This is a genomic window from Acinetobacter sp. ASP199 (assembly GCF_022700675.1).
Lineage (GTDB): Bacteria > Pseudomonadota > Gammaproteobacteria > Pseudomonadales > Moraxellaceae > Acinetobacter.
In genome coordinates this window covers 831861-851504 of sequence record NZ_CP062182.1, presented here as the reverse complement: position 1 = coordinate 851504, position 19644 = coordinate 831861, and the positions used below count along the sequence as shown (strand labels likewise).

The 19644-nt window shown below is 41.1% G+C and carries 19 protein-coding genes and 1 tRNA gene; 11 read left to right on the top strand and 9 right to left on the bottom strand.

The genetic code is table 11. From position 1 onward, the window contains the following. Positions 1-10: 10 nt before the first annotated feature. Positions 11-373, bottom strand: coding sequence for a succinate dehydrogenase, hydrophobic membrane anchor protein (gene sdhD / locus IHE35_RS03965; RefSeq protein ID WP_242789400.1), 363 nt, complete (start codon positions 371-373; stop codon positions 11-13). Beyond that, the gene (gene sdhC / locus IHE35_RS03960) at positions 373-771 is read right to left on the bottom strand and encodes a succinate dehydrogenase, cytochrome b556 subunit (protein WP_242789399.1); all 399 of its coding nucleotides are present in this window, start codon (positions 769-771) and stop codon (positions 373-375) included. The genes sdhD and sdhC overlap by 1 nt, the downstream gene beginning before the upstream one ends. 1000 nt (positions 772-1771) lie before the next feature. Here sdhC and gltA point away from each other — a divergent pair. From gltA to IHE35_RS03940, 4 genes are all read left to right on the top strand, one after another. Beyond that, positions 1772-3046: a citrate synthase gene (gltA, locus tag IHE35_RS03955; protein ID WP_242789398.1), complete on the top strand. Its 1275-nt coding sequence runs from the start codon at positions 1772-1774 to the stop codon at positions 3044-3046. A 166-nt stretch (positions 3047-3212) separates the two neighbouring features. Further along, complete coding sequence (locus IHE35_RS03950; RefSeq protein ID WP_180182461.1) at positions 3213-4175, top strand: IS30 family transposase; 963 nt, start codon at positions 3213-3215, stop codon at positions 4173-4175. Positions 4176-4311: 136 nt separating this feature from the next. Continuing rightward, positions 4312-4806, top strand: coding sequence for a hypothetical protein (locus tag IHE35_RS03945; RefSeq protein WP_242789950.1), 495 nt, complete (start codon positions 4312-4314; stop codon positions 4804-4806). A gap of 341 nt (positions 4807-5147) precedes the next feature. Next, positions 5148-6773, top strand: a complete 1626-nt coding sequence (locus IHE35_RS03940) for an NAD+ synthase (RefSeq protein WP_242789397.1) — start codon at positions 5148-5150, stop codon at positions 6771-6773. 207 nt (positions 6774-6980) lie between these two features. Here IHE35_RS03940 and IHE35_RS03935 read toward each other — a convergent pair. Next, a tRNA-Met gene (locus tag IHE35_RS03935) sits at positions 6981-7057 on the bottom strand. 79 nt (positions 7058-7136) lie between these two features. Between IHE35_RS03935 and IHE35_RS03930 the strand changes: the two genes are divergently transcribed. Together IHE35_RS03930 and IHE35_RS03925 are read left to right on the top strand one after the other, a co-directional pair. After that, a complete protein-coding gene (locus tag IHE35_RS03930; RefSeq protein ID WP_242789949.1) occupies positions 7137-7637 on the top strand; it encodes a hypothetical protein in 501 nt (166 codons plus the stop codon). Between the two features lie 259 nt (positions 7638-7896). After that, entirely contained in the window at positions 7897-8343 is a 447-nt protein-coding gene (locus IHE35_RS03925; protein ID WP_242789396.1) for a universal stress protein, read from the top strand. A 51-nt stretch (positions 8344-8394) separates the two neighbouring features. Here IHE35_RS03925 and IHE35_RS03920 read toward each other — a convergent pair whose 3' ends face one another. Then, complete coding sequence (locus IHE35_RS03920; RefSeq protein WP_242789948.1) at positions 8395-8727, bottom strand: MGMT family protein; 333 nt, start codon at positions 8725-8727, stop codon at positions 8395-8397. Between the two features lie 118 nt (positions 8728-8845). Next, positions 8846-10345, bottom strand: coding sequence for a sodium:proton antiporter (locus IHE35_RS03915; protein ID WP_242789395.1), 1500 nt, complete (start codon positions 10343-10345; stop codon positions 8846-8848). 220 nt (positions 10346-10565) lie between these two features. On the opposite strand from IHE35_RS03915, the gene IHE35_RS03910 reads away from it, so the two are divergent. Continuing rightward, positions 10566-11120, top strand: a complete 555-nt coding sequence (locus IHE35_RS03910) for a hypothetical protein (protein ID WP_242789394.1) — start codon at positions 10566-10568, stop codon at positions 11118-11120. Positions 11121-11212: 92 nt separating this feature from the next. Here IHE35_RS03910 and IHE35_RS03905 read toward each other — a convergent pair whose 3' ends face one another. Further along, a complete protein-coding gene (locus IHE35_RS03905) occupies positions 11213-12115 on the bottom strand; it encodes a neutral zinc metallopeptidase (protein WP_242789393.1) in 903 nt (300 codons plus the stop codon). 48 nt (positions 12116-12163) lie between these two features. After that, positions 12164-13090 (bottom strand): DUF808 domain-containing protein, encoded by a 927-nt coding sequence (locus IHE35_RS03900; RefSeq protein WP_242789392.1) that lies wholly within the window; start codon positions 13088-13090, stop codon positions 12164-12166. A gap of 189 nt (positions 13091-13279) precedes the next feature. Between IHE35_RS03900 and trpS the strand changes: the two genes are divergently transcribed. Beyond that, positions 13280-14293 carry a tryptophan--tRNA ligase gene (trpS, locus tag IHE35_RS03895; RefSeq protein WP_242789391.1) on the top strand — a complete coding sequence of 338 codons (1014 nt, stop codon included), beginning with the start codon at positions 13280-13282 and terminating at the stop codon, positions 14291-14293. Positions 14294-14687: 394 nt separating this feature from the next. On the opposite strand, the gene lysS is transcribed toward trpS, so the two are convergent. Continuing rightward, entirely contained in the window at positions 14688-16217 is a 1530-nt protein-coding gene (lysS, locus tag IHE35_RS03890) for a lysine--tRNA ligase (protein ID WP_242789390.1), read from the bottom strand. Between the two features lie 376 nt (positions 16218-16593). Between lysS and IHE35_RS03885 the strand changes: the two genes are divergently transcribed. Beyond that, positions 16594-17100, top strand: coding sequence for a YqiA/YcfP family alpha/beta fold hydrolase (locus tag IHE35_RS03885; protein WP_242789389.1), 507 nt, complete (start codon positions 16594-16596; stop codon positions 17098-17100). Positions 17101-17167: 67 nt separating this feature from the next. Here the strand turns inward: IHE35_RS03885 and IHE35_RS03880 are convergent, their stop codons facing one another. Next, complete coding sequence (locus IHE35_RS03880; protein ID WP_242789388.1) at positions 17168-17710, bottom strand: adenine phosphoribosyltransferase; 543 nt, start codon at positions 17708-17710, stop codon at positions 17168-17170. A gap of 496 nt (positions 17711-18206) precedes the next feature. On the opposite strand from IHE35_RS03880, the gene rubA reads away from it, so the two are divergent. Both rubA and IHE35_RS03870 read left to right on the top strand, forming a co-directional pair. After that, the gene (rubA, locus tag IHE35_RS03875; protein ID WP_004783011.1) at positions 18207-18371 is read left to right on the top strand and encodes a rubredoxin RubA; all 165 of its coding nucleotides are present in this window, start codon (positions 18207-18209) and stop codon (positions 18369-18371) included. 78 nt (positions 18372-18449) lie between these two features. Then, positions 18450-19628 (top strand): FAD-dependent oxidoreductase, encoded by a 1179-nt coding sequence (locus IHE35_RS03870; RefSeq protein WP_242789387.1) that lies wholly within the window; start codon positions 18450-18452, stop codon positions 19626-19628. Positions 19629-19644 lie beyond the last annotated feature (16 nt).

Below are 19644 nucleotides of genomic sequence, written 5' to 3'. Positions count from 1 at the left end.
TCTCTTCCTATCAAGCCCAGAAAATCTGGATAGCCCAGATTGCATATGCCAATACAGCAATAATCACTGCTGAAGTCAGTACAAGGCGTAAACCTGATGCTGATGGACCCATTTGACGAGTAGTCACGTAATCCGTGAATACTTGCCACATGCCAATCCATGCATGTGCAACAAGTGAGAATACTGCCAATAAAGACATAATCTTCATTGGAGTCGTCATCATAAAGCCGTACCACTGTTCAAAGTTGAAACCACCGTTACAAAGGATCCAACCTAAAACCACAACTGTATATACAGCGAGTACAACCGCACTTACACGTTGAAGAAACCAATCGCGAGAACCTGAACCTGTTAAACCAGTAGCACTTTTCATTAGAGTACGATCCATACAAATGACGCAACGATACCGATTGCAGACAAGATTAATGCGATAGTAGCTGCAGTACGACCACTTTGCAGTTCTTCTGCTACACCAACGTCAGCAAGTAAATGCTTAACACCAGCGATGAAGTGATAGATTAAACCAGCTACAAATACCCATACGATGAAGCGAACAATGAAACCGTTAAAGATTTCTTGAACTTGAGCAAAACCTTCTGGAGAAGACAATGACTTGTCTAAAATCCATAGAAGAACGGGTACAAGTAAAAATACGATAACACCTGATAGACGGTGTAAAATTGATGCAATAGCCACAGGGGATTTTAAGTTTACGTCTAAAACTTGACCCATGGACAAATTGACAGGTCTGTTGCTTTTCACAGCGGGCATCCTGTAGTTAAAAACTCCATCCGGAGTTTGTTGGAATTAATTCGAAGGAAAGCTGGCATTGATTAGACAAATACATGCCTAAACGTAAAACGACACTGAATTATAAAACGCTAACTATCAAAATACAAACAACTCTCATGGGCTTTTTGGCTAAAAACCTTTTAAATAAGAATCATTAACAATAAGATTAATCTATAACGATTTGCTAAGCCCCTCCTACTTGGTACTTATATATATGTTTTTAAATAATAAAGCCGATTAATTTAGTCCGAATGGATATTCAATAGAAACACTCGCTCTTTAGACTAAAGGTGAAGATTCAAACACTTAGCGCTCGATTGAAAATATCACTCAAACTATACAGAACCCTTTATTTTATAAAGCTTTACTAAAAGCCGAACAGTAAACAAAGAACTATCTTTATAATAGTTAAATAAATGCGTCACTTAATTAGATATAAGGTATTACAGTATAGATCCACTCTATTCGATTCAGAAATGTGAAATAGGTCTCCAAACAAATCGAATTAGCATAATTTAATCGAGTAAAAATAAGTCATTTTTTAATCAAACGGACATTTTAAAATATTCTATTAAGTGCTTTTATTTATAAAATCTAGCAAAAACTATCAAGCCTTGAAAAAGCTGTAAGTAATGAAATTTATATAGTTTTAGCCACTTCCCTGTTATGAAGCTGATCTTTTTAAACATTTTTTACGATTAAAAGATGATGATTATTGCTGCAAACAATGCATTTTTTTCTGCACCTTCTGCATGTTTTATCTTATTATAGCGCGTTGATGCTGTGATTTTAATAAAGCTTTTTATACAGAGATTATGTGACTAAGCCGCTGTGTAACGTCATCTTTTATCCATAAGTATAATTGACAAAATTTCAGTACGCTCTAATCTTATAGCAAATTTTTGATCCATCCGTTTTGTACATTAAAAGATTGATAGACAACTCGGATAAACATTCACCAGGACAGGAGATCTATTGAATGTCTGAAGCAACTGGCAAAAAAGCCGTTTTACAGCTTGATGGCAAACAAATTGAACTACCAATTTACAGCGGCACATTGGGCCCAGATGTAATCGACGTTAAAGATGTGTTGGCCGCAGGTCACTTTACTTTTGATCCTGGTTTTATGGCTACTGCTTCTTGCGAGTCTAAAATCACGTTTATCGATGGCAACAAAGGTGTTCTTTTACACCGTGGTTACCCAATCGACCAACTTGCAACTAAAGCTGACTACTTAGAAACTTGCTACTTATTATTAAATGGCGAGCTTCCTACTGCTGAGCAAAAAGAAGAATTCGACGCGAAAGTTCGTAACCACACTATGGTTCACGATCAAGTTAGCCGCTTCTATAACGGTTTCCGTCGTGATGCACACCCTATGGCGATCATGGTTGGTGTTGTTGGTGCGTTATCTGCGTTCTACCACAACAACTTAGACATCGAAGATGTTAACCACCGTGAAATCACTGCGATTCGTTTAATCGCGAAGATCCCTACGCTTGCTGCGTGGAGCTACAAGTACACTGTTGGTCAACCATTCGTTTACCCACGTAATGACTTAAGCTACGCAGAAAACTTCTTGTACATGATGTTTGCAACGCCTGCAGACCGTGATTACAAAGTTAACCCTATTCTTGCTAAAGCAATGGACCGTATCTTTACGCTTCATGCTGACCACGAACAAAACGCATCTACATCTACTGTACGTTTAGCGGGTTCTACTGGTGCTAACCCTTACGCATGTATCGCTGCTGGTATCTCTGCACTTTGGGGTCCTGCGCACGGTGGTGCAAACGAAGCTGTTCTTAAGATGCTTGATGAAATCGGCTCTGTTGAGAACGTAGCTGGCTTCATGGAAAAAGTGAAAACTAAAGAAGTTAAACTTATGGGCTTCGGTCACCGAGTTTACAAAAACTTCGATCCACGTGCGAAAGTCATGAAAGAAACTTGTGACGAAGTACTTGGTGCACTTGGCATCAATGATCCACAGCTTGCACTTGCTATGGAACTTGAGCGTATCGCACTTTCTGACGAATACTTCATCAAGCGTAACCTTTACCCGAACGTAGACTTCTACTCAGGTATCATCCTTAAAGCGATTGGTATCCCAACAGAAATGTTTACTGTAATCTTCGCTCTTGCACGTACAGTTGGCTGGATCAGCCACTGGTTAGAAATGCACAGCGCACCTTACAAAATCGGTCGTCCTCGTCAGCTTTACACTGGCGAAACTCAACGCGATATCGCTCGTTAATTCGAGTCGCGTCGAAAGACCAAAAAAACCGCCCTTGTGGCGGTTTTTTTATAGGGTATAAAACCGCAGATTCAAATACCAAGTGCGACATATTTGTAGTTAGTTGAAAAAGTTAGGTGTATTAAAATCATTAGACTTTTTTCAACTCGCAATTGGAAAGCACCCAATGAAGCAATACACCCAACTTTCTCAAGATGAAAGATACGAAATTTATGCTGCTTTGAAAAGCAAATCTTCAATCTCTACCCTTGCCAGGGAGCTTGGACGTTCTCGATCAACCCTTTATCGTGAGATCAAAAGAAATACTGGAAAACGTGGATATCGAGCTCAACAGGCAGAGAAATTTTCAAGTCAAAGACGATATCGATCCTCTTCACAAATGACAGATTTTGCTCTCGTTTATATTCGTTATCTGATTGGCTTAGATTGGTCTCCTGAGCAAATTTCAGGTGCTTTAACACAACGAGGTTGGCTTGATGTGCCTTCACATGAATGGATTTATCAGTATGTTTATCTAGATAAATCTAAAGGTGGTAAGCTCCACCTTCATTTAAGGCATCAAAAGAAATATCGTAAACGAGGTTATAAAAATACAGACCGTAGAGGCCAACTCGTTGATAGAACAAGTATTCACTGTCGCGATGAGGTCGTCGAGAAACGTCAACGCCTAGGTGATTTTGAAGGTGATACCGTGATAGGCAAGAATCACAAGGGGGCATTATTAACTCTGGTTGAGCGCAAAAGCTTGTATGTACATATCGTTCATTTGGGACAAACTAGAACCACAACTAAAACGATTTCGTGTGCTTTAGCATGTTTGCGCAGCAGTCATGCCTACAGTGTAACCTTTGATAATGGTAAGGAGTTCTCCGAGCACCGGCGGATAACGGAAGCAGGGATAGAGACGTACTTTGCAGATCCATACAAGTCGATTCAACGAGCCAGAAATGAAAATACCAATGGTCTGATCAGGCAATATCTGCCAAAATCATCTTCGTTTGATGAAGTGTCAAATGAACAAATAGAGCAGATAGAATTTGCTCTCAATCATCGCCCTAGAAAAACACTAGGCTGGTATACGCCTAGTGAAGTTATGGCTGGTTTTTATACTGTTGCACTTGCTGCTTGAATCCGCCAACTATTAAGGTCACAGCAGCACCAAATAAAAATTGAGATCATTGTGGCAAATAGAAGGATAAACATGCTTACAAACCTAAACCTATAATCTCGCTATAATCAGATCATTCTGAATATCTGTCATGACTATGCCCTACCGTTTTTTATTCTTGCTGTTAAGACTGATTCGATTTCCACAATTTAAATGCCGTCAACTGACTGAAGGCGAAATTCAGTTATGCCATTCTGTTTTTGACAACCGGATTGATTACAGCAAGGTGCATATCATGAACCATCCTTTCCTTCCGTGGCAATCCAAGCATATTCTGATGGCTCCTAGCGGCTATATTCATGTACGCAATGTGCTTTTTAAAGAGGATTATTCCAAAGAGACTACAAGTTATCGCGCAGTGTTTATTCACGAGATGACGCATATTTTTCAGCATCAGCAAGGCATTAATGTGGTATTACGTGGAGCGATATTACAGACCGCCTATTTTTTGAGTTTTGGCCGTTATAATCCTTATAAATACTCCTATATTCCCGGCAAATCTTTCTGGACCTACAATATTGAACAGCAAGGTGATATCGCACGTGATATCTATCTTAAAAAGCTGCCAAATATTATTCAGGAACTAGATTAGAAACTTGCACGCTAAAATCTTCATATATAGATCTTCTCGCCCCAATCAGGCAGATTCGATACAAAACAATATGCGATCCTTTTATTTTTAATCATCCAGTTGCATTTCAACAATAAATCTATGCAAACAACGCTAGCATCTGCTTCAAATTTCGATAGAATAACTCTTGTGTGATATTTTATTTCCAAAAATGAGATTAGGTATCAAGCTTTTATTATTGTGTTTATGTTTCTCGCCATTTGGCATTATGTAGCTACCAGATTGCACTCGACTAAATAACTATAATTTTAAATAACAGCCGATTAGTGCAAAAAATCTATCAGGATTAGGATTTAGTTGGAATGAAAAGTTTTAAAATTGCCCTTGCTCAATTCTCTCCACATGTTGGCAATATCGATGCAAATACGCAAAAAATGATCGAACAGGCCAATCTGGCCAAAAAAGACAATGCTGACCTGATTATCTTTCCAGAACTTTCGACTCTTGGCTACCCTGCAGATGACTTGATTCTGCGTCCAAGTTTGGCTAAACGTACCCAACAGGCATTTGACCAACTGGCACAAGTCAAAGATATCGTCATGGTCTTTGGTTTTGTGAACCAAACTGAAGATGGCCAGCGTTTTAACTCTGCTGCGGTGATGAAAGACGGTCAGGTATTGGGGATCTATAATAAACAAACCTTACCAAATTATGCTGTGTTTGATGAGAAGCGTTATTTTAATGAAGGTCATCAACACCTGGTATTTGAATATCTCGGTCATAAATTTGGGGTACTGATCTGTGAAGATGTATGGTCTCTGAATATCGTTCAACAGTTGGCTCAGCTGAATGTTGATACTGCTTTGGTACTAAACTCTTCTCCATATGAAGTTGGCAAGCCACAGCACCGTATTGAAACCATGGCGGCTTTGGTTAAACAGCTCAATATCAACCTGGTATATTGCAACCAGGTCGGCGGTCATGATGATCTTGTATTTGACGGTACAAGCTTCGTACTGAATAAATCTGGTGAAGTTGCTTTGCAAGCACCAAGTTTCCAGGAAAATCTGTCTATAGCCGAGTTTGATGCTGAACAGCTTCAATTCAAAACAGGTAGCATTACTCCTGCGCTTGACACGATGGCAGAGATCTATCAGAGCCTGGTCGTGGCGACACGTGACTATGTCCAACGCTCTGGTTTCCCGGGTGTGATTTTAGGCCTATCTGGGGGTATTGATTCTGCATTGACACTTGCGATTGCTGTAGATGCGATTGGCGCAGATAAAGTACAAGCTGTAATGATGCCTTATACCTATACAGCCCAAATCAGTGTCGAAGATGCAGCTGAACAGGCGAAAACACTGGGTGTGACTTTCGGTATTGCCGAGATCAACCCGATCGTAAATGGCTTCCTGCAAACGCTGTATCCTTTCTTCGGTGATGCCCCAGTAGATGCGACTGAAGAAAACTTGCAGGCTCGTTCACGCGGTACACTGCTGATGGCATTGTCGAATAAATTTGGCAACTTGGTACTCTCTACGGGCAATAAATCTGAGCTTTCTGTAGGTTATTGCACCCTTTATGGCGATATGGTCGGTGGTTATGCTGTACTGAAAGATGTGTACAAAACCATTGTCTTTGAACTGGCGAAATACCGTAACAGTATTGCAGATAAACCAGTGATTCCTGAGCGTGTAATTACTCGTCCACCTTCAGCAGAACTACGTCCAGATCAGCTTGACCAGGATTCCTTGCCTCCATATGAAGTACTGGACGCGATTCTTTACTCTTATATCGAAGAAGACATGAGCCAGGATGACATCATTGCAAAAGGCTTTGATGCTGAGGTTGTGAAGAAAGTGATTCGTCTGGTTGACATAAATGAATACAAACGTCGTCAAGGTGCGATTGGTCCCCGTATCAGCTCACGTGCTTTTAGTCGCGAACGTCGTTACCCAATCGTGAATGGATGGAAAGCAGGCGTTTAATTTAGCCCTGTTTATTCAGAGAAACGCCTAAGTCCGCTTAGGCGTTTTTTTATTGGCCATGATTTAAGTTAAATATCCAACTCAATGCATTTATAAGTTGGTATGAAAAAATTTTAATTAACAAGAATAGTGCAACAGTTTTATGGACTTAAATCTATTTATGTGGCACAAAAAAAGAGACCAAGCTGAGAGCTTGGTCTATAAAAATGGTGGCTATGACGAGACTTGAACTTGTGACCCCCGCATTATGAGTGCGGTGCTCTAACCAACTGAGCTACATAGCCGTAAACTGTGTGCGCATTATCTTAACTTCCGTATTCCCCGTCAAGCATTTTAACTCACAAATGTTCAGTCTTTAGGCAAATATGTGTATTTATATCAAACTTTAACCAAAATCATTTTTTATTATGTATTTCACGTATTAATATAAATTTTAAAGCCGTTTCAAGTTACTCAGATATGATTAAAACTAAAATTCTCTTGACCATTTCTACTGTACTTAGTCTGAGTGCCTGCCAATTGATTTCACCACTGCTGGTGGACTATAACGGTGTACGCCGTGATGTTGCACATTGGATCAATAATCACCAGCTTATGAGCATGCAACAAAAACGAAGTTTGGTTCAACTGAGTAAAGCACAGCAAAAACTGAAGCATTTTGCTGAATATGAGGCAACTGAACAAATCAAAGTTACCCAAGAGAACCAAATCGCCCTGCATTGTGCACGCATACACATTACAGAATCCAAAATCTCCCAACTCCAACAACAAATTTATGGATCAGCCAATGCCTCTATTCAACAACAGTATCAACGGCTCGCACCAAAATTTAAAATAGATACGACACAAATTCAATGTGAATAATGCAGATGATCCATTAGGTGCGACCTTAGTCTGACAGCTTGGAGCATTTAAAATCCAAACGAATTTATTTTTTATTATTTTTAATATAAAACAATAGCTTATAAAAGTATTTTTTACTAAACCATTATTTAACCATATGGATTTACTTGGTTTTATTTTAATCTAATTAGCGTTATTATTTAAAAAATACCATGCCCGACGGATCATAGGCATTGTTTAAAATTTTTATAATACACATAAACACATGTGGAGAATGATCATGGCTTTTCAACATATTTTAGTTCCAATTGATGGTTCAGAAACCTCTTATGCTGCTGTAGATCAGGCAGTACAATTGGCGAAGACTTTTAACGGTAAAATCACTGTAGTTCAGGTGATGACTTTAGACCCTTATATTGCGGCTGAATACATTACCGCAGCACAAACCAATGATTTAATTGAACGTGCACGTACTGCAATCCAGCAAAACCTGGATGAAGCGAAAAAACGTTTTGAGACAGCTGGTGTACAGGTAGATACCCAGTTACTTGAAGGTCAGGTGGTGAATACCGAGATTACCAAAGCAGCCAAAACTTTAGGTGCTGATCTGATTGTGATTGGCTCGCATGGCCGTACTGGCTTCAAGAAATTCTTCCTTGGCAGCGTAGCTCAAAGCATTCTGGGACAGTCCGATGTTCCAGTAATGGTGGTGCGGGGCAAAGCATAAATTAGCTCTCTTCACCTTTCTCCAGATACCTCATGTACGCATGGGGTATTTTTATTGAATCGTGCCATCCCATCGGTACAGTTTCAGATTAATCTTATCTCCAATGACTGCAATCCCTTCCTGCATCAATTTCGCTGCCTGAATATTCATCCCCTGCTCATCCAGTTTATGCACACTGATTTTACCCTGCGAATTAATGACGCGATGCCAAGGCAGGTCAGATGATTCATCCATATCTCTCAGTACCCGTCCAACCAGACGTGCATGTCTTGGTAATCCTGCAAGTTGGGCAATCTGACCATAACTGGCGACTTTCCCTTGCGGGATGAATGCAATCACACTCAGAATCATCCAGGCAAGTTCATTACTGGGTTTGGCTGACATTGTCAATATATCCATTTAAGCTCCTTTGATCATAATATTTGGATTTAAACTCGCCAAGTGAATATCCAGGAAATAAAAAAGAGAATCCAAAGATTCTCTTTTTCAAATTAAAAATATTTTAGAAGTTATCGGGACTTTCCAGACGTTTTACTTCCTGCACTTTTTCAGGATTATGCACTGCTGCTACACCATCTGCATCTTTTTCATCAATCAGGCTTTCAGGCTTGTACACCGTAATAATCTCATTGCCATGGGCATCCTCACCGATAATGTACTGGAAGCCTTTACGGTTCATCTTATGGCACATGCGCTGATACCAACCTTTCCAGCCTTCTTTCTCTTCATTTGGATTGTAATAAAAGGCATTCATTACCGCTGGCAAACCCAGACCGCAGACCACACCGGATAACAGCACCACAATAAAGGTATAGCCGACCAAAATACTGCTGTACTCTTCCAGTTGCGGAACATTGGCAACAGCCAGAATCAAAGCTAAAGAAATCCCACCACGGACACCGCCCCAAGAGAGAATTGCAAGACTGCCGTTATAACGTTTTTTACGCAAATGTGGAAACATGGCAAAAGACAGGAAGTTTGCTGCGAAACGCGCCCCATGCAGAATAATAAAGGCCACGATGCCGCCCAGAATCAGGCTGGTGCTTAAATCCAGAATAAACAGTTCCAGCCCAATCAGGGTAAACAGGAAAGAGTTGATAATGCCTTCCACCGTATGCCAAAAATGGTTCACATCACCAATATCAGCACCTGCCAGAATTTCCTTCCATTTATTGCCGACGATCAGACCACCAATCACACAGGCAATTGGCGCAGAAGCATGTGCTAGTATGGCAACCAGATAGGAACCACAAGCCAACAATGCAGTAGTTAGAATCAGAGATTCCATTTCATGTTTGCCGCGAAGAATGCGTAGAATTGCCCAACCAAATACCACACCAATAAAGACTGCTACCACAATTTCATAAAGCAATGTTTGTAGTACACCCAACAAGGTAAAGTTCTCGCCCTGCAATACATTCAAAAGGGTCATAAACAAGGCAATACACATCGCATCGTTAAACAACGACTCGCCTTCCAGCTTGACCATTAAGTGGTGTGGCGCACGAACTGAACTGAGAACACCTTTAATCCCGATTGGGTCCGTTGCCCCTAATGCGGCACCCAATAATAGAAGTACTAATAGATCAACATGCTTACCAATCAGGAACTGATAACCATAGAGAACCAGGCCAAACAAGACTGCGCAGAACACCAGTGCCAGACTGGCCAGAATTCCGATCGGACGCCAGTGACTGCGCAAATCGGAAACCTTAAATTTCAGTGCAGATGAGGTCAAAATAAAACAGATAACGCCGTTAATCAGGAAATCATAAAAATCGACATGTCGGACTGCATTTTCAATATTGGCAATATTGATACTGAAAAATGGATTGCCATGCAGCAGGCTCGCACCCCATTGCAGGATAAATACAAAAATTGCAGAAACAATCGGAACACCAATCGCTTGAGGAAAACCCAGCACCCTTTTATTAAATAATGTCGTGGCAATAGATAATGCAAAAACAACAGTCAAAAGTTGCAAAAAAAAGAAATTGCCCATGGGTTCCCTTAAAACGCGACTCATTCCTAAAAATGAGTAATTTGGTTTATTTAAAAATAAAATATCAAATGAAAAAGTATTTCCAGATGAAATATTTTAATCCCGTTTATTTTGCTATTTAGTTAAGTTTCTTTTCAATAGTTCCAAATGGTGGTTTATCATACAATTCAGCATATCGCTTTCATCTATTTTTTTACCTATTCTTCTGAATTCTTCTCCCATGCATCAAACCGTTAAAATTATTTTTCGTCTTTTTCTGGCTGCTGTGATTTTTTTAGTCACTCTTGCGCTGTGTTTTACCTGTTTTGCCAAAATTCAGGAGATTATGCAGGCTGAGCAACATTATCAACAAGCGAAGTCTTTTAGCCTGACCAGCTCAGCAGATCAGCAGTATGTTTTGCTGTCCAATAACCAGAAACCGGATAATGCCGTTTTTGTCCTGATTGCAGGGAATGGTTATATTGCCAAGAGTAGTTGTACCCATTATACGGCGTTGTGTAGTGATGACTTTAATCAGTCACATACCCGTCAGATTGAGCAGATTAAACTGTTTAAGGCAGGTGAGTTTTCTTATATTGAGCAGGTTAAATATAAAGATAGCCGCACTGGTCAGGTTTCAGAGTTTTCCTATTCTGCTCATGAGATCCAGCAGTTTTATCAACAGGACATTTCTGGCCTGAAATATGTAGTATTTGGTATTGGCTTATTTGCTTTAGCGGCTTTATTTGTCAGCTTCAAGCTGATCAGGAATTTCCGCCGATTTCTGAATAAATAAGTTTTGTTATATTCAAGAAAAAAGGGGCAACTGCTCCTTTTTTCATTTCAGCTCATCTGTCACTTTAAATAAATCTAAATACCTTTAGGGCATTAAATTCCTTTATTAAAAGTATCGCAGTCTGCCATCTGACCAGATTTCAGGCCGGTATTAAACCATTGCACCCGCTGCGCACTGGTACCATGGGTAAAGCTATCTGGCACCACATGTCCTTGCGCCTTTTTCTGCAGATAATCATCTCCAATCTTATGTGCTGCATCCATAGCTTCCTGTACATCACCCTGCTCCAGGAATTGGGTACGCTCATGATTATGATAAGCCCATACCCCAGCCAGACAGTCAGCTTGCAGCTCCTGATAGACTGAAAGCTGATTCGCTTGCGCCTTTGTGGCTTGCTGGCGTGCCTGCTGTACCTGAGAAGAAATACCTAGGATGGTCTGAATGTGATGCCCAACTTCATGTGCCACCACATAGGCTTGGGCAAAATCACCCGCCTGATCATTACGTGACAGTTCAGTTGAGTTCTGCTCACCACTAATGCCCATCTGGCTACGCATATCTCTAAAGAACGCCGTGTCGATATATACTTTCTGATCTGCCGGACAATAAAATGGTCCCATAGCTGATTGCGCCGCACCACAACCTGAGTTCACCACTCCACTAAAGAGCACCAGTTTAGGCGGTGTATACTGCTGATTCAGCTGCTGCTGAAACACCTGTGACCAGGTATCTTCTGTATCGGCAAGAACAGTTCCGACAAAATCAATTGCTTCTTGCTGCTCTGGCGTTGGATTTTCCAGACCACGCGTTTCAGCGCTAGAAACGCCTTGTGTCACCTGCTTGGTGGCTTGATAAGCTTGTTGCGGGTCCACACCAAAAAACTTCCAGGCAACAAAAGCTACAATCAGACCTAGAATACTGATACCACCCGCTTTGGCGCCGCCACCACGACGATCTTCTACATTGCTACTAACACGACGACCTTTCCAGCGCATAGTAAGATTCCTTATAGTTTAATGCCGGCTTATTCTAACCAGACAGGATTATGCCTGCTTCGATTTCGATCTGATTTTTTGAATAAATGCGATCACCATGAATACCAAGAGTCCTGCGATAAAACCAATGACTAAATTAATGAGCGTTGGTGTGATTGCACCCACAATACTGCCCATTGTAGGAATGTGCTCTACATACTCGACTGAATCTTCAGTGAAATGATGGAACCATGTGATGGTGTGGGCAATAATCCCGCCACCTACCAGGAACATGGCAATTGTTCCAACAATCGTTAAAGTTTTCATCAGCTTAGGTGCAAAAGCTAACAGACCTCGACCTACACTTTGTTTGAAACTGGAGACCTGTTCGGTTAGGTGCAAACCGAGATCATCAATTTTCACAATCATGGCAACAAAGCCATACACCCCGATCGTCATGAGCACTGCAATCGTAGAAAGTACCATCACCTTAGTGGAAAAAGCAGCTGTTGCCACCGTCCCCAAGGAAATCACCACAATTTCAGCTGACAAAATAAAGTCGGTCCGAATCGCACCTTTAATTTTATCTTTTTCGAATTTAACCAGATCCGTTTCGATGGCATTTAACTCTGCTTCCGCAGCTTCTTCTGTTTTGGCTTGTCTATGCTTAAGACTATGCAGTACTTTTTCTACGCCTTCATAACACAGGAACAAGCCGCCAACCATCAATAAAGGATTAATCAGCCATGGTGCGACTACACTGATCAGCAAAGCCAAAGGAACAAGAATGAGTTTATTGACAAAAGAACCTTTGGCAACGCTCCATACGACCGGAAGTTCACGTTCCGCACGTACACCGCTCACCTGTTGAGCGTTAAGCGCCAGATCATCTCCCAATACTCCTGCCGTTTTTTTTGCCGCCATTTTACTCATGACCGCAACATCGTCCAGAACCGTGGCAATATCATCCAATAATATTAATAAGCTACTTGCCATTCTTGTTATTCCTTATAAATATAGAAATATTCTAATCAAAAAGCAGCGGAAAGATTGTATTTACTTCTTTAATTTCACAGATTTTTTATCACTGTGATTTATTGTGACTGACATTCAAAAACAGAATGCCGTACAATGTTGCAATCCTAAAAATTTGAATGTAGTACGACTACTGTTTTGGAATAGATAATGAGTAATCAAGATAATCGTCCAGTGATCTTGACTGGCGACCGTCCTACCGGACAACTTCACCTCGGTCACTTTGTTGGTTCATTACGCTCTCGCGTGGGTTTACAGGATTCTCACCATCAACATCTTCTGTTGGCAGATGCGCAGGCCCTGACTGACAATGCGGACAACTTCGAAAAAGTACGTCGTAATATCATTGAAGTTGCAACAGATTATCTTGCAGTGGGTATCGACCCAACCAAAAGTACAATCTGTGTTCAGTCTTGCCTCCCCGCACTGAATGAATTAACCATGCTGTACCTCAACTTCGTGACGGTTTCACGTCTTGAGCGTAACCCGACGATTAAGTCTGAAATTCAGATGCGTGGTTTTGAGCGTGATATTCCAGCAGGCTTCTTGTGCTATCCAGTAGCTCAGGCCGCGGACATTACGGCATTCAAGGCGACTGTAGTTCCAGTGGGTGAAGACCAGATCCCAATGATTGAACAGACCAACGAAATCGTGCGTCGTCTGAACCGTCAGGTCGGTCGTGAGCTGCTTCCAGAATGTAAAGCTCTGCTATCTAATGTTGGTCGCTTACCAGGTTTTGACGGTAAGGCGAAAATGTCTAAATCTCTGGGCAATACCATTGTGCTCGATGCATCTGACAAAGATATCAAGAAAGCCGTTAACGCAATGTATACCGATCCGAACCACCTTCGTATTGAAGATCCAGGTCAGGTTGAAGGTAACGTTGTATTTACTTATCTGGATGCGTTCGATACCAATAAAGAAGAACTGGAAGAACTAAAAGCCCATTACCGCCGTGGTGGTTTGGGTGACGGTACAGTGAAAAAACGTCTTGAAGGTATTCTGAAAGAATTAATCGGTCCAATCCGTGAACGTCGTATGGAACTTTCTAAAGATCCTGACTACATTATGGATGTGCTAAAGACTGGCACAGATAAATGCCGTGATATTACTCAAGCGACTTTGGACGAAGTTAAAACTGCCCTGGGTGTGTTCCGCTTCTAATGATTAAATAAATTCTAAAAGCCCTTCACATGAAGGGCTTTTTTATTAAATTCCTACACAGTTGATTCATATTCCTTGTTTTCTGTCACACAAAGGTAGAAATACTTACCTTAGTTAACAGCTCTTTACACGTTTACCAATGTAAAAATGGTAAAGCAGTTTTAATATGAAAATATATTCAGGAAACAGCAAGAAACATTCTCCACAGTTTCATTTGCAATTCGTTTTTCCTTTTTCTACGCAATGACAACCCCAATCATTGCGTTTTTTTTGTCTGCAATTTTTATAAGAAACGACTCTAGCTCAAGCTGCTCATTTACAATGTTTTGCTTATGTAGCAAAAATAGCCAATAAAAAAAACCCGCAACATGTGCGGGTTTTTTCGTTCTGATAATTAAGCGTGTTTATGACGCATGTGCGGGAACAGGATCACATCACGGATACTTGGTGCATTGGCAAAGATCATCACCAGACGGTCAATACCGATACCTTCACCTGCTGTTGGAGGTAAACCATATTCCAATGCTTCAATAAAGTCTGCATCGAAGTGCATTGCTTCATCATCCCCTGCATCTTTCTCGGCAACTTGTGCCTGGAAGCGCTCAGCCTGGTCGATCGGGTCATTTAATTCCGAGAAGCCATTTGCCAGCTCACGACCACCGATGAAGAATTCGAAACGGTCTGTGATGTGTGGGTTGTCATCATTACGACGAGCCAGTGGAGAAGTTTCCGCTGGATATTCAGTAATGAAGGTTGGCTGGCGCAGTTTGGTTTCAACTGTTTCTTCAAACACGATAGTTTGCAGTTTACCCAGACCAAAACCTGGTTTCACCTGCTCTTTCAGTTCATTTTTAACAAATTCAGCAAGGAACTCACGATCACCTACATTTTCAGGTGTGAATTGTGGGTTATGTTCAAGAATCGCATCAAACATTGAGATTTTCTTGAATGGACCTTTGAAGCTAAATACTTCTTCACCATAAGGCACGTCAGTTGTACCCAGAATATCCAATGCCAGTTTTTCCAGCATTTGCTCAGTCAGTTCCATCAGGTCTTTATAGTCTGCATAAGCCTGGTAGAACTCGATCATGGTGAATTCTGGGTTATGACGAGTTGAAACACCTTCATTACGGAAGTTACGGTTAATTTCGAATACACGCTCGAAACCACCAACAACCAGACGTTTCAAATAAAGCTCAGGTGCAATACGCAAGAATAATGGCATGTCCAAAGCATTGTGATGCGTTTCAAACGGACGTGCAGACGCACCACCTGGAATCACGTGCATCATTGGTGTTTCCACTTCCATATAACGTTTTTCAGTCAGGAAGTTACGGATACCAGAAACAACTTTGGCGCGGATTTCAAAAGTCTTACGTGTTTCTTCGTTCACGATCAGATCCAGATAACGCTTACGATACTTCACTTCTGTATCGGTTAAGCCGTGGAACTTGTCTGGAAGTGGACGAAGTGATTTGGTTAATAATTCAAATTGTTCGATGTGAACATATAGATCGCCTTTACCCGAACGACCAATATAACCTTCAATAGCAATGATATCGCCAAGGTCTAGACCTTTGATCGTTGCAAGTACTTCAGCGTCTAATTCTTTACGAGGAACATAAAGCTGAATACGGCCAGTCATGTCCTGGATCACGATGAATGAACCACGGTTCAACATTACGCGACCTGCAACTTTTACATAAACCTTTTCGCCTGCTTCAATTTCTTCTTTTGATTGGTCAGCGAACTGGTCTTGAAGATCTTGTGCGTAGTGCTCACGCTTGAAGGTATTCGGCCATGGGCTCTTGCCGGTGCCCTTGGCTTGATCTTCGATTTGCTTTAACTTGGCATGACGCTGTGCAATTAAATCGTTTTCGGAAATGATTTGTTCAGAAGTCGATTGAGCGTTAGTTTGCGTCATCTCTGCCTCGAATAAGATTAGTTAAAAAATGGAAGGTGCATACAATAGCAGATTTTGCAGTTAAATCGTAGCGTCCAGCAGTATCTGAATTGGCTTTTCTTTTCAAATATCTCCGGAACACTCAAATTCCTCTTTTAGGTAGGGCTTTTCACTCTGTCCAAGCCTGGAGATACACAATTTTAATTGACCAATCAATCAAATAATAACGCTTTAATATCAAACCCTTTACAGAATCTTTCATTCTTTTTGACCAAGATCAGCTTGGACTAAAGTCTTTAGACCAAATGCTAACTTCATTCCCTAAATAGAAGTTCTACAATGCACTCTGACGCAAATCGTTGCGGGAATATAAAACAAATTGATACGAACGAGCATAATGAGCCAGTGCACCTCTAAAATCCTGTTTTTTCATGGACTTGATTCTTCACGAGAATCTACAAAATTCCATGCCATCGATGCAGATCATAAATATTGCATTGATGTGGATTACCGCAACCTCAATTATGCGACTGTGGCAGAGTTTTATAACGAGATGATTGAAAAAATTCATCCGGATATTCTGGTTGGGCACAGTCTGGGGGGGTACTGGGCACTGAAAATGTCTCAACAACACCAGATTCCTTGTGTGATTGCCAATCCAAGTTTAGCGCCCTATTTCCGCGATGATTACCCAGCCATTTGTGATGATGACTTACAACATGACATTCCTCAGCTCGCCTATATTGAATTAGGCGACGAAATGCTGGATATGCATGCAGTACAGTCTCAACTCGAAGATTATATGCAGGTAGAAGCAGTTCCCGGTGGGCACCACCGTCTGGAAACACCGGAACGGATCAACCCGCTGATCCTGCAAATTGAACAAAATCTGCAAAAAAGTTAAGTATTAGATTGAAATAATGCCATCAAAAAAGCCCCGCATATTGCAGGGCTTTTTTCATCTATTGTGCTTAAGCTGCGTTAGCTTCAGGCTTAGATTTGTCATCTAATACAGACCAGATGTTCATTCCAAAATCACCATGTAAATCAGGCAAATCAAGGAAAATGCTCGCACCAAGTACTTCGTGATTGCATTTTTCAGCCAGTTCATTGACAGCTTTCAAGGTACCGCCAGTTGCCAGTACGTCATCTACAATAATTACTTTTTGTGATTGAACTTCGGCAGACATTTCCAGACGGTCCATACCGTATTCCAGGCTGTAACCAACACCCACTACTGGAGGCGGTAATTTACCAGCCTTACGAACCAGTAACAGACCTTTGCCAGTACGTTGAGCCAATAAGCTTGCCAATACAAAGCCACGTGCTTCAACAGCAATAAAGCTATCTACTTCTGCCAGTTTTTCAGCAGGAATGCTAGCAATCAAAGCATCAGTTAATGGACCGATGTTGTTCATGAAAAGCGGTGTTAAGTCAAAAAAACAAATACCCGGCTTTGGAAAATCCTGGACAGTACGAATGTGAGACCACAATGAAGTAGACATATTGCTCATGGGAGATCATTTAAAAGAAAAAGGAACCGGCAAATTTTAAACTGAATTACGACTAAAGGATAGGGAAAATCGAGTATTATTGCAGCAACACCCCTCTTGACATTTAATTATTTACTTACATTTCATTAATTTATAAAAGGACTTTTTTCATAAAAATTTTAATGATTGTTTTAAATCCATGAACTATTACCCTACGGTAAAATATTTTCTTATTTCTCTCATTGTGAGAAACAATAAGCTCTTATTTATTTTTATAAATATAATTATGTTCCGACACTTTTAAGAGAATAAAAAGCTTGAGTAAATGACTTTTACTGACCTCGACCGCTATTCTGCTTTTAATTTCGCTGTTTAAACTGTTATCCACTTTACTTTATGAATAGAACTGCGTAAAAATTTAGCCAAATATGTCTGCTGTTGAATGTCATATTATTAGAGTCTTGCCTGTTTAGGTTTTTTGAACCAGCTCCAATATTCGCTGGTTTTGGAGAGTTACATGAAAAAATATCAATGCATCGTTTGTGGATGGATTTACGACGAAGCGGAAGGTTGGCCTCAGGACGGTATCGTACCTGGCACCAAGTGGGAAGATATTCCAGATGACTGGACTTGCCCAGACTGTGGCGTTTCTAAAGTCGATTTTGAAATGATCGAAATCTGATTTCGCCCAGACAAAGGCCATATTGAGTGGTCTTTTTTTATGCCCTTTTACAATCTATAAAAAAGCATGGAGTTAAATATGCATCCTATCGTCATCATTGGTTCAGGTATGGCAGGCTATGCTGTCGCACGCGAATTTCGCAAGCTTAATCCAGACCATGAACTCGTCATGATTTGTGCCGATGATGCAACCAACTACGCTAAACCGACACTTTCCAATGCTTTAGTGGGCAAAAAAGCACCTGACAATATTGCCTTGGGCGATGCTGCAAAAATGGCAGCTCAGTTAAATATGCGTATTGAAACACATACCTGGGTTAAAGCCATTGATGCTGCTGCACATGAACTGACGCTCGTAAAAGATCAGTCTGAGCAAAAACAGGTATATTCAAAACTGGTTCTTGCTGTGGGTGCACAGCCAATTCGTCTGGCAATTGCCGGTGATGGCAGTGATGACATTCATGTGGTGAATAACCTGACTGATTATAAAGCTTTCCGTGCCAGCCTGGACAAACGTGAAGATAAGCGCGTGGTAATTTTAGGTGCCGGTTTGATTGGCTGTGAATTTGCCAATGACCTTCAGCACACGGATCATCAGGTGACTGTGATTGACTTGGCACCTCAGCCTTTAGCACGTTTACTTCCTTCACATGTTGCAGATGTTTTCCAGCAAAATCTGGAAGAAACTGGCATCAACTTTGTATTAGGCACCACTGTAGAGAAAGTTTCAAAAGTTGAAAATGGTGACTATCTGGTGACTTTAGCCAATGGTCAGTCAGTCGTTGCAGATGTGGTTCTGTCTGCAGTAGGTTTGCAACCCAATGCATCTGTAGCCAAAGAATCGGGGGTACAGATCGGTCGCGGTATTTTGACCAATAGCCAGCTCGAAACCAATCTGGCGGATATTTTCGCTGTCGGTGACTGCGCTGAAGTGAATGGTACTTTATTGCCCTATGTCATGCCGATCATGCAGCAAGCACGCGCGCTGGCTAAAACCTTGAATGGTGAAACCACTGCAGTACATTATCCAGCCATGCCTGTTGCGGTAAAAACACCTGCTATCCCCCTGACTGTACTACCTGCACCCGCTAATGTTGAGGTGACCTGGGATACTGAAGAGTTTGAGGATGGCATGATTGCCAAAGCCACAGATGCTGAAGGTACCCTGCGCGGCTTTGTGCTATTAGGTGCTAGTGCAGGGAAACAACGTCTTACATTGACTAAGCAGGTTCCTGACTTGATTCCTGCATCAGTTTAAGGTTTAAATACAAAGG

Excerpts from the sequence above, each read along its gene's own strand:
- IHE35_RS03880 (WP_242789388.1), bottom strand. The coding sequence starts at position 17,710 with ATGAGCAATATGTCTACTTCATTGTGGTCTCACATTCGTACTGTCCAG.
- IHE35_RS03950 (WP_180182461.1), top strand. The coding sequence starts at position 3,213 with ATGAAGCAATACACCCAACTTTCTCAAGATGAAAGATACGAAATTTAT.
- IHE35_RS03900 (WP_242789392.1), bottom strand. The coding sequence starts at position 13,090 with ATGGCAAGTAGCTTATTAATATTATTGGATGATATTGCCACGGTTCTG.
- IHE35_RS03870 (WP_242789387.1), top strand. The coding sequence starts at position 18,450 with ATGCATCCTATCGTCATCATTGGTTCAGGTATGGCAGGCTATGCTGTC.
- sdhC (WP_242789399.1), bottom strand. The coding sequence starts at position 771 with ATGCCCGCTGTGAAAAGCAACAGACCTGTCAATTTGTCCATGGGTCAA.
- sdhD (WP_242789400.1), bottom strand. The coding sequence starts at position 373 with ATGAAAAGTGCTACTGGTTTAACAGGTTCAGGTTCTCGCGATTGGTTT.
- rubA (WP_004783011.1), top strand. The coding sequence starts at position 18,207 with ATGAAAAAATATCAATGCATCGTTTGTGGATGGATTTACGACGAAGCG.
- IHE35_RS03915 (WP_242789395.1), bottom strand. The coding sequence starts at position 10,345 with ATGGGCAATTTCTTTTTTTTGCAACTTTTGACTGTTGTTTTTGCATTA.
- IHE35_RS03905 (WP_242789393.1), bottom strand. The coding sequence starts at position 12,115 with ATGCGCTGGAAAGGTCGTCGTGTTAGTAGCAATGTAGAAGATCGTCGT.
- trpS (WP_242789391.1), top strand. The coding sequence starts at position 13,280 with ATGAGTAATCAAGATAATCGTCCAGTGATCTTGACTGGCGACCGTCCT.
- IHE35_RS03885 (WP_242789389.1), top strand. The coding sequence starts at position 16,594 with ATGAGCCAGTGCACCTCTAAAATCCTGTTTTTTCATGGACTTGATTCT.
- IHE35_RS03920 (WP_242789948.1), bottom strand. The coding sequence starts at position 8,727 with ATGTCAGCCAAACCCAGTAATGAACTTGCCTGGATGATTCTGAGTGTG.
- IHE35_RS03910 (WP_242789394.1), top strand. The coding sequence starts at position 10,566 with ATGCATCAAACCGTTAAAATTATTTTTCGTCTTTTTCTGGCTGCTGTG.
- IHE35_RS03945 (WP_242789950.1), top strand. The coding sequence starts at position 4,312 with ATGCCCTACCGTTTTTTATTCTTGCTGTTAAGACTGATTCGATTTCCA.
- lysS (WP_242789390.1), bottom strand. The coding sequence starts at position 16,217 with ATGACGCAAACTAACGCTCAATCGACTTCTGAACAAATCATTTCCGAA.
- IHE35_RS03940 (WP_242789397.1), top strand. The coding sequence starts at position 5,148 with ATGAAAAGTTTTAAAATTGCCCTTGCTCAATTCTCTCCACATGTTGGC.
- gltA (WP_242789398.1), top strand. The coding sequence starts at position 1,772 with ATGTCTGAAGCAACTGGCAAAAAAGCCGTTTTACAGCTTGATGGCAAA.
- IHE35_RS03925 (WP_242789396.1), top strand. The coding sequence starts at position 7,897 with ATGGCTTTTCAACATATTTTAGTTCCAATTGATGGTTCAGAAACCTCT.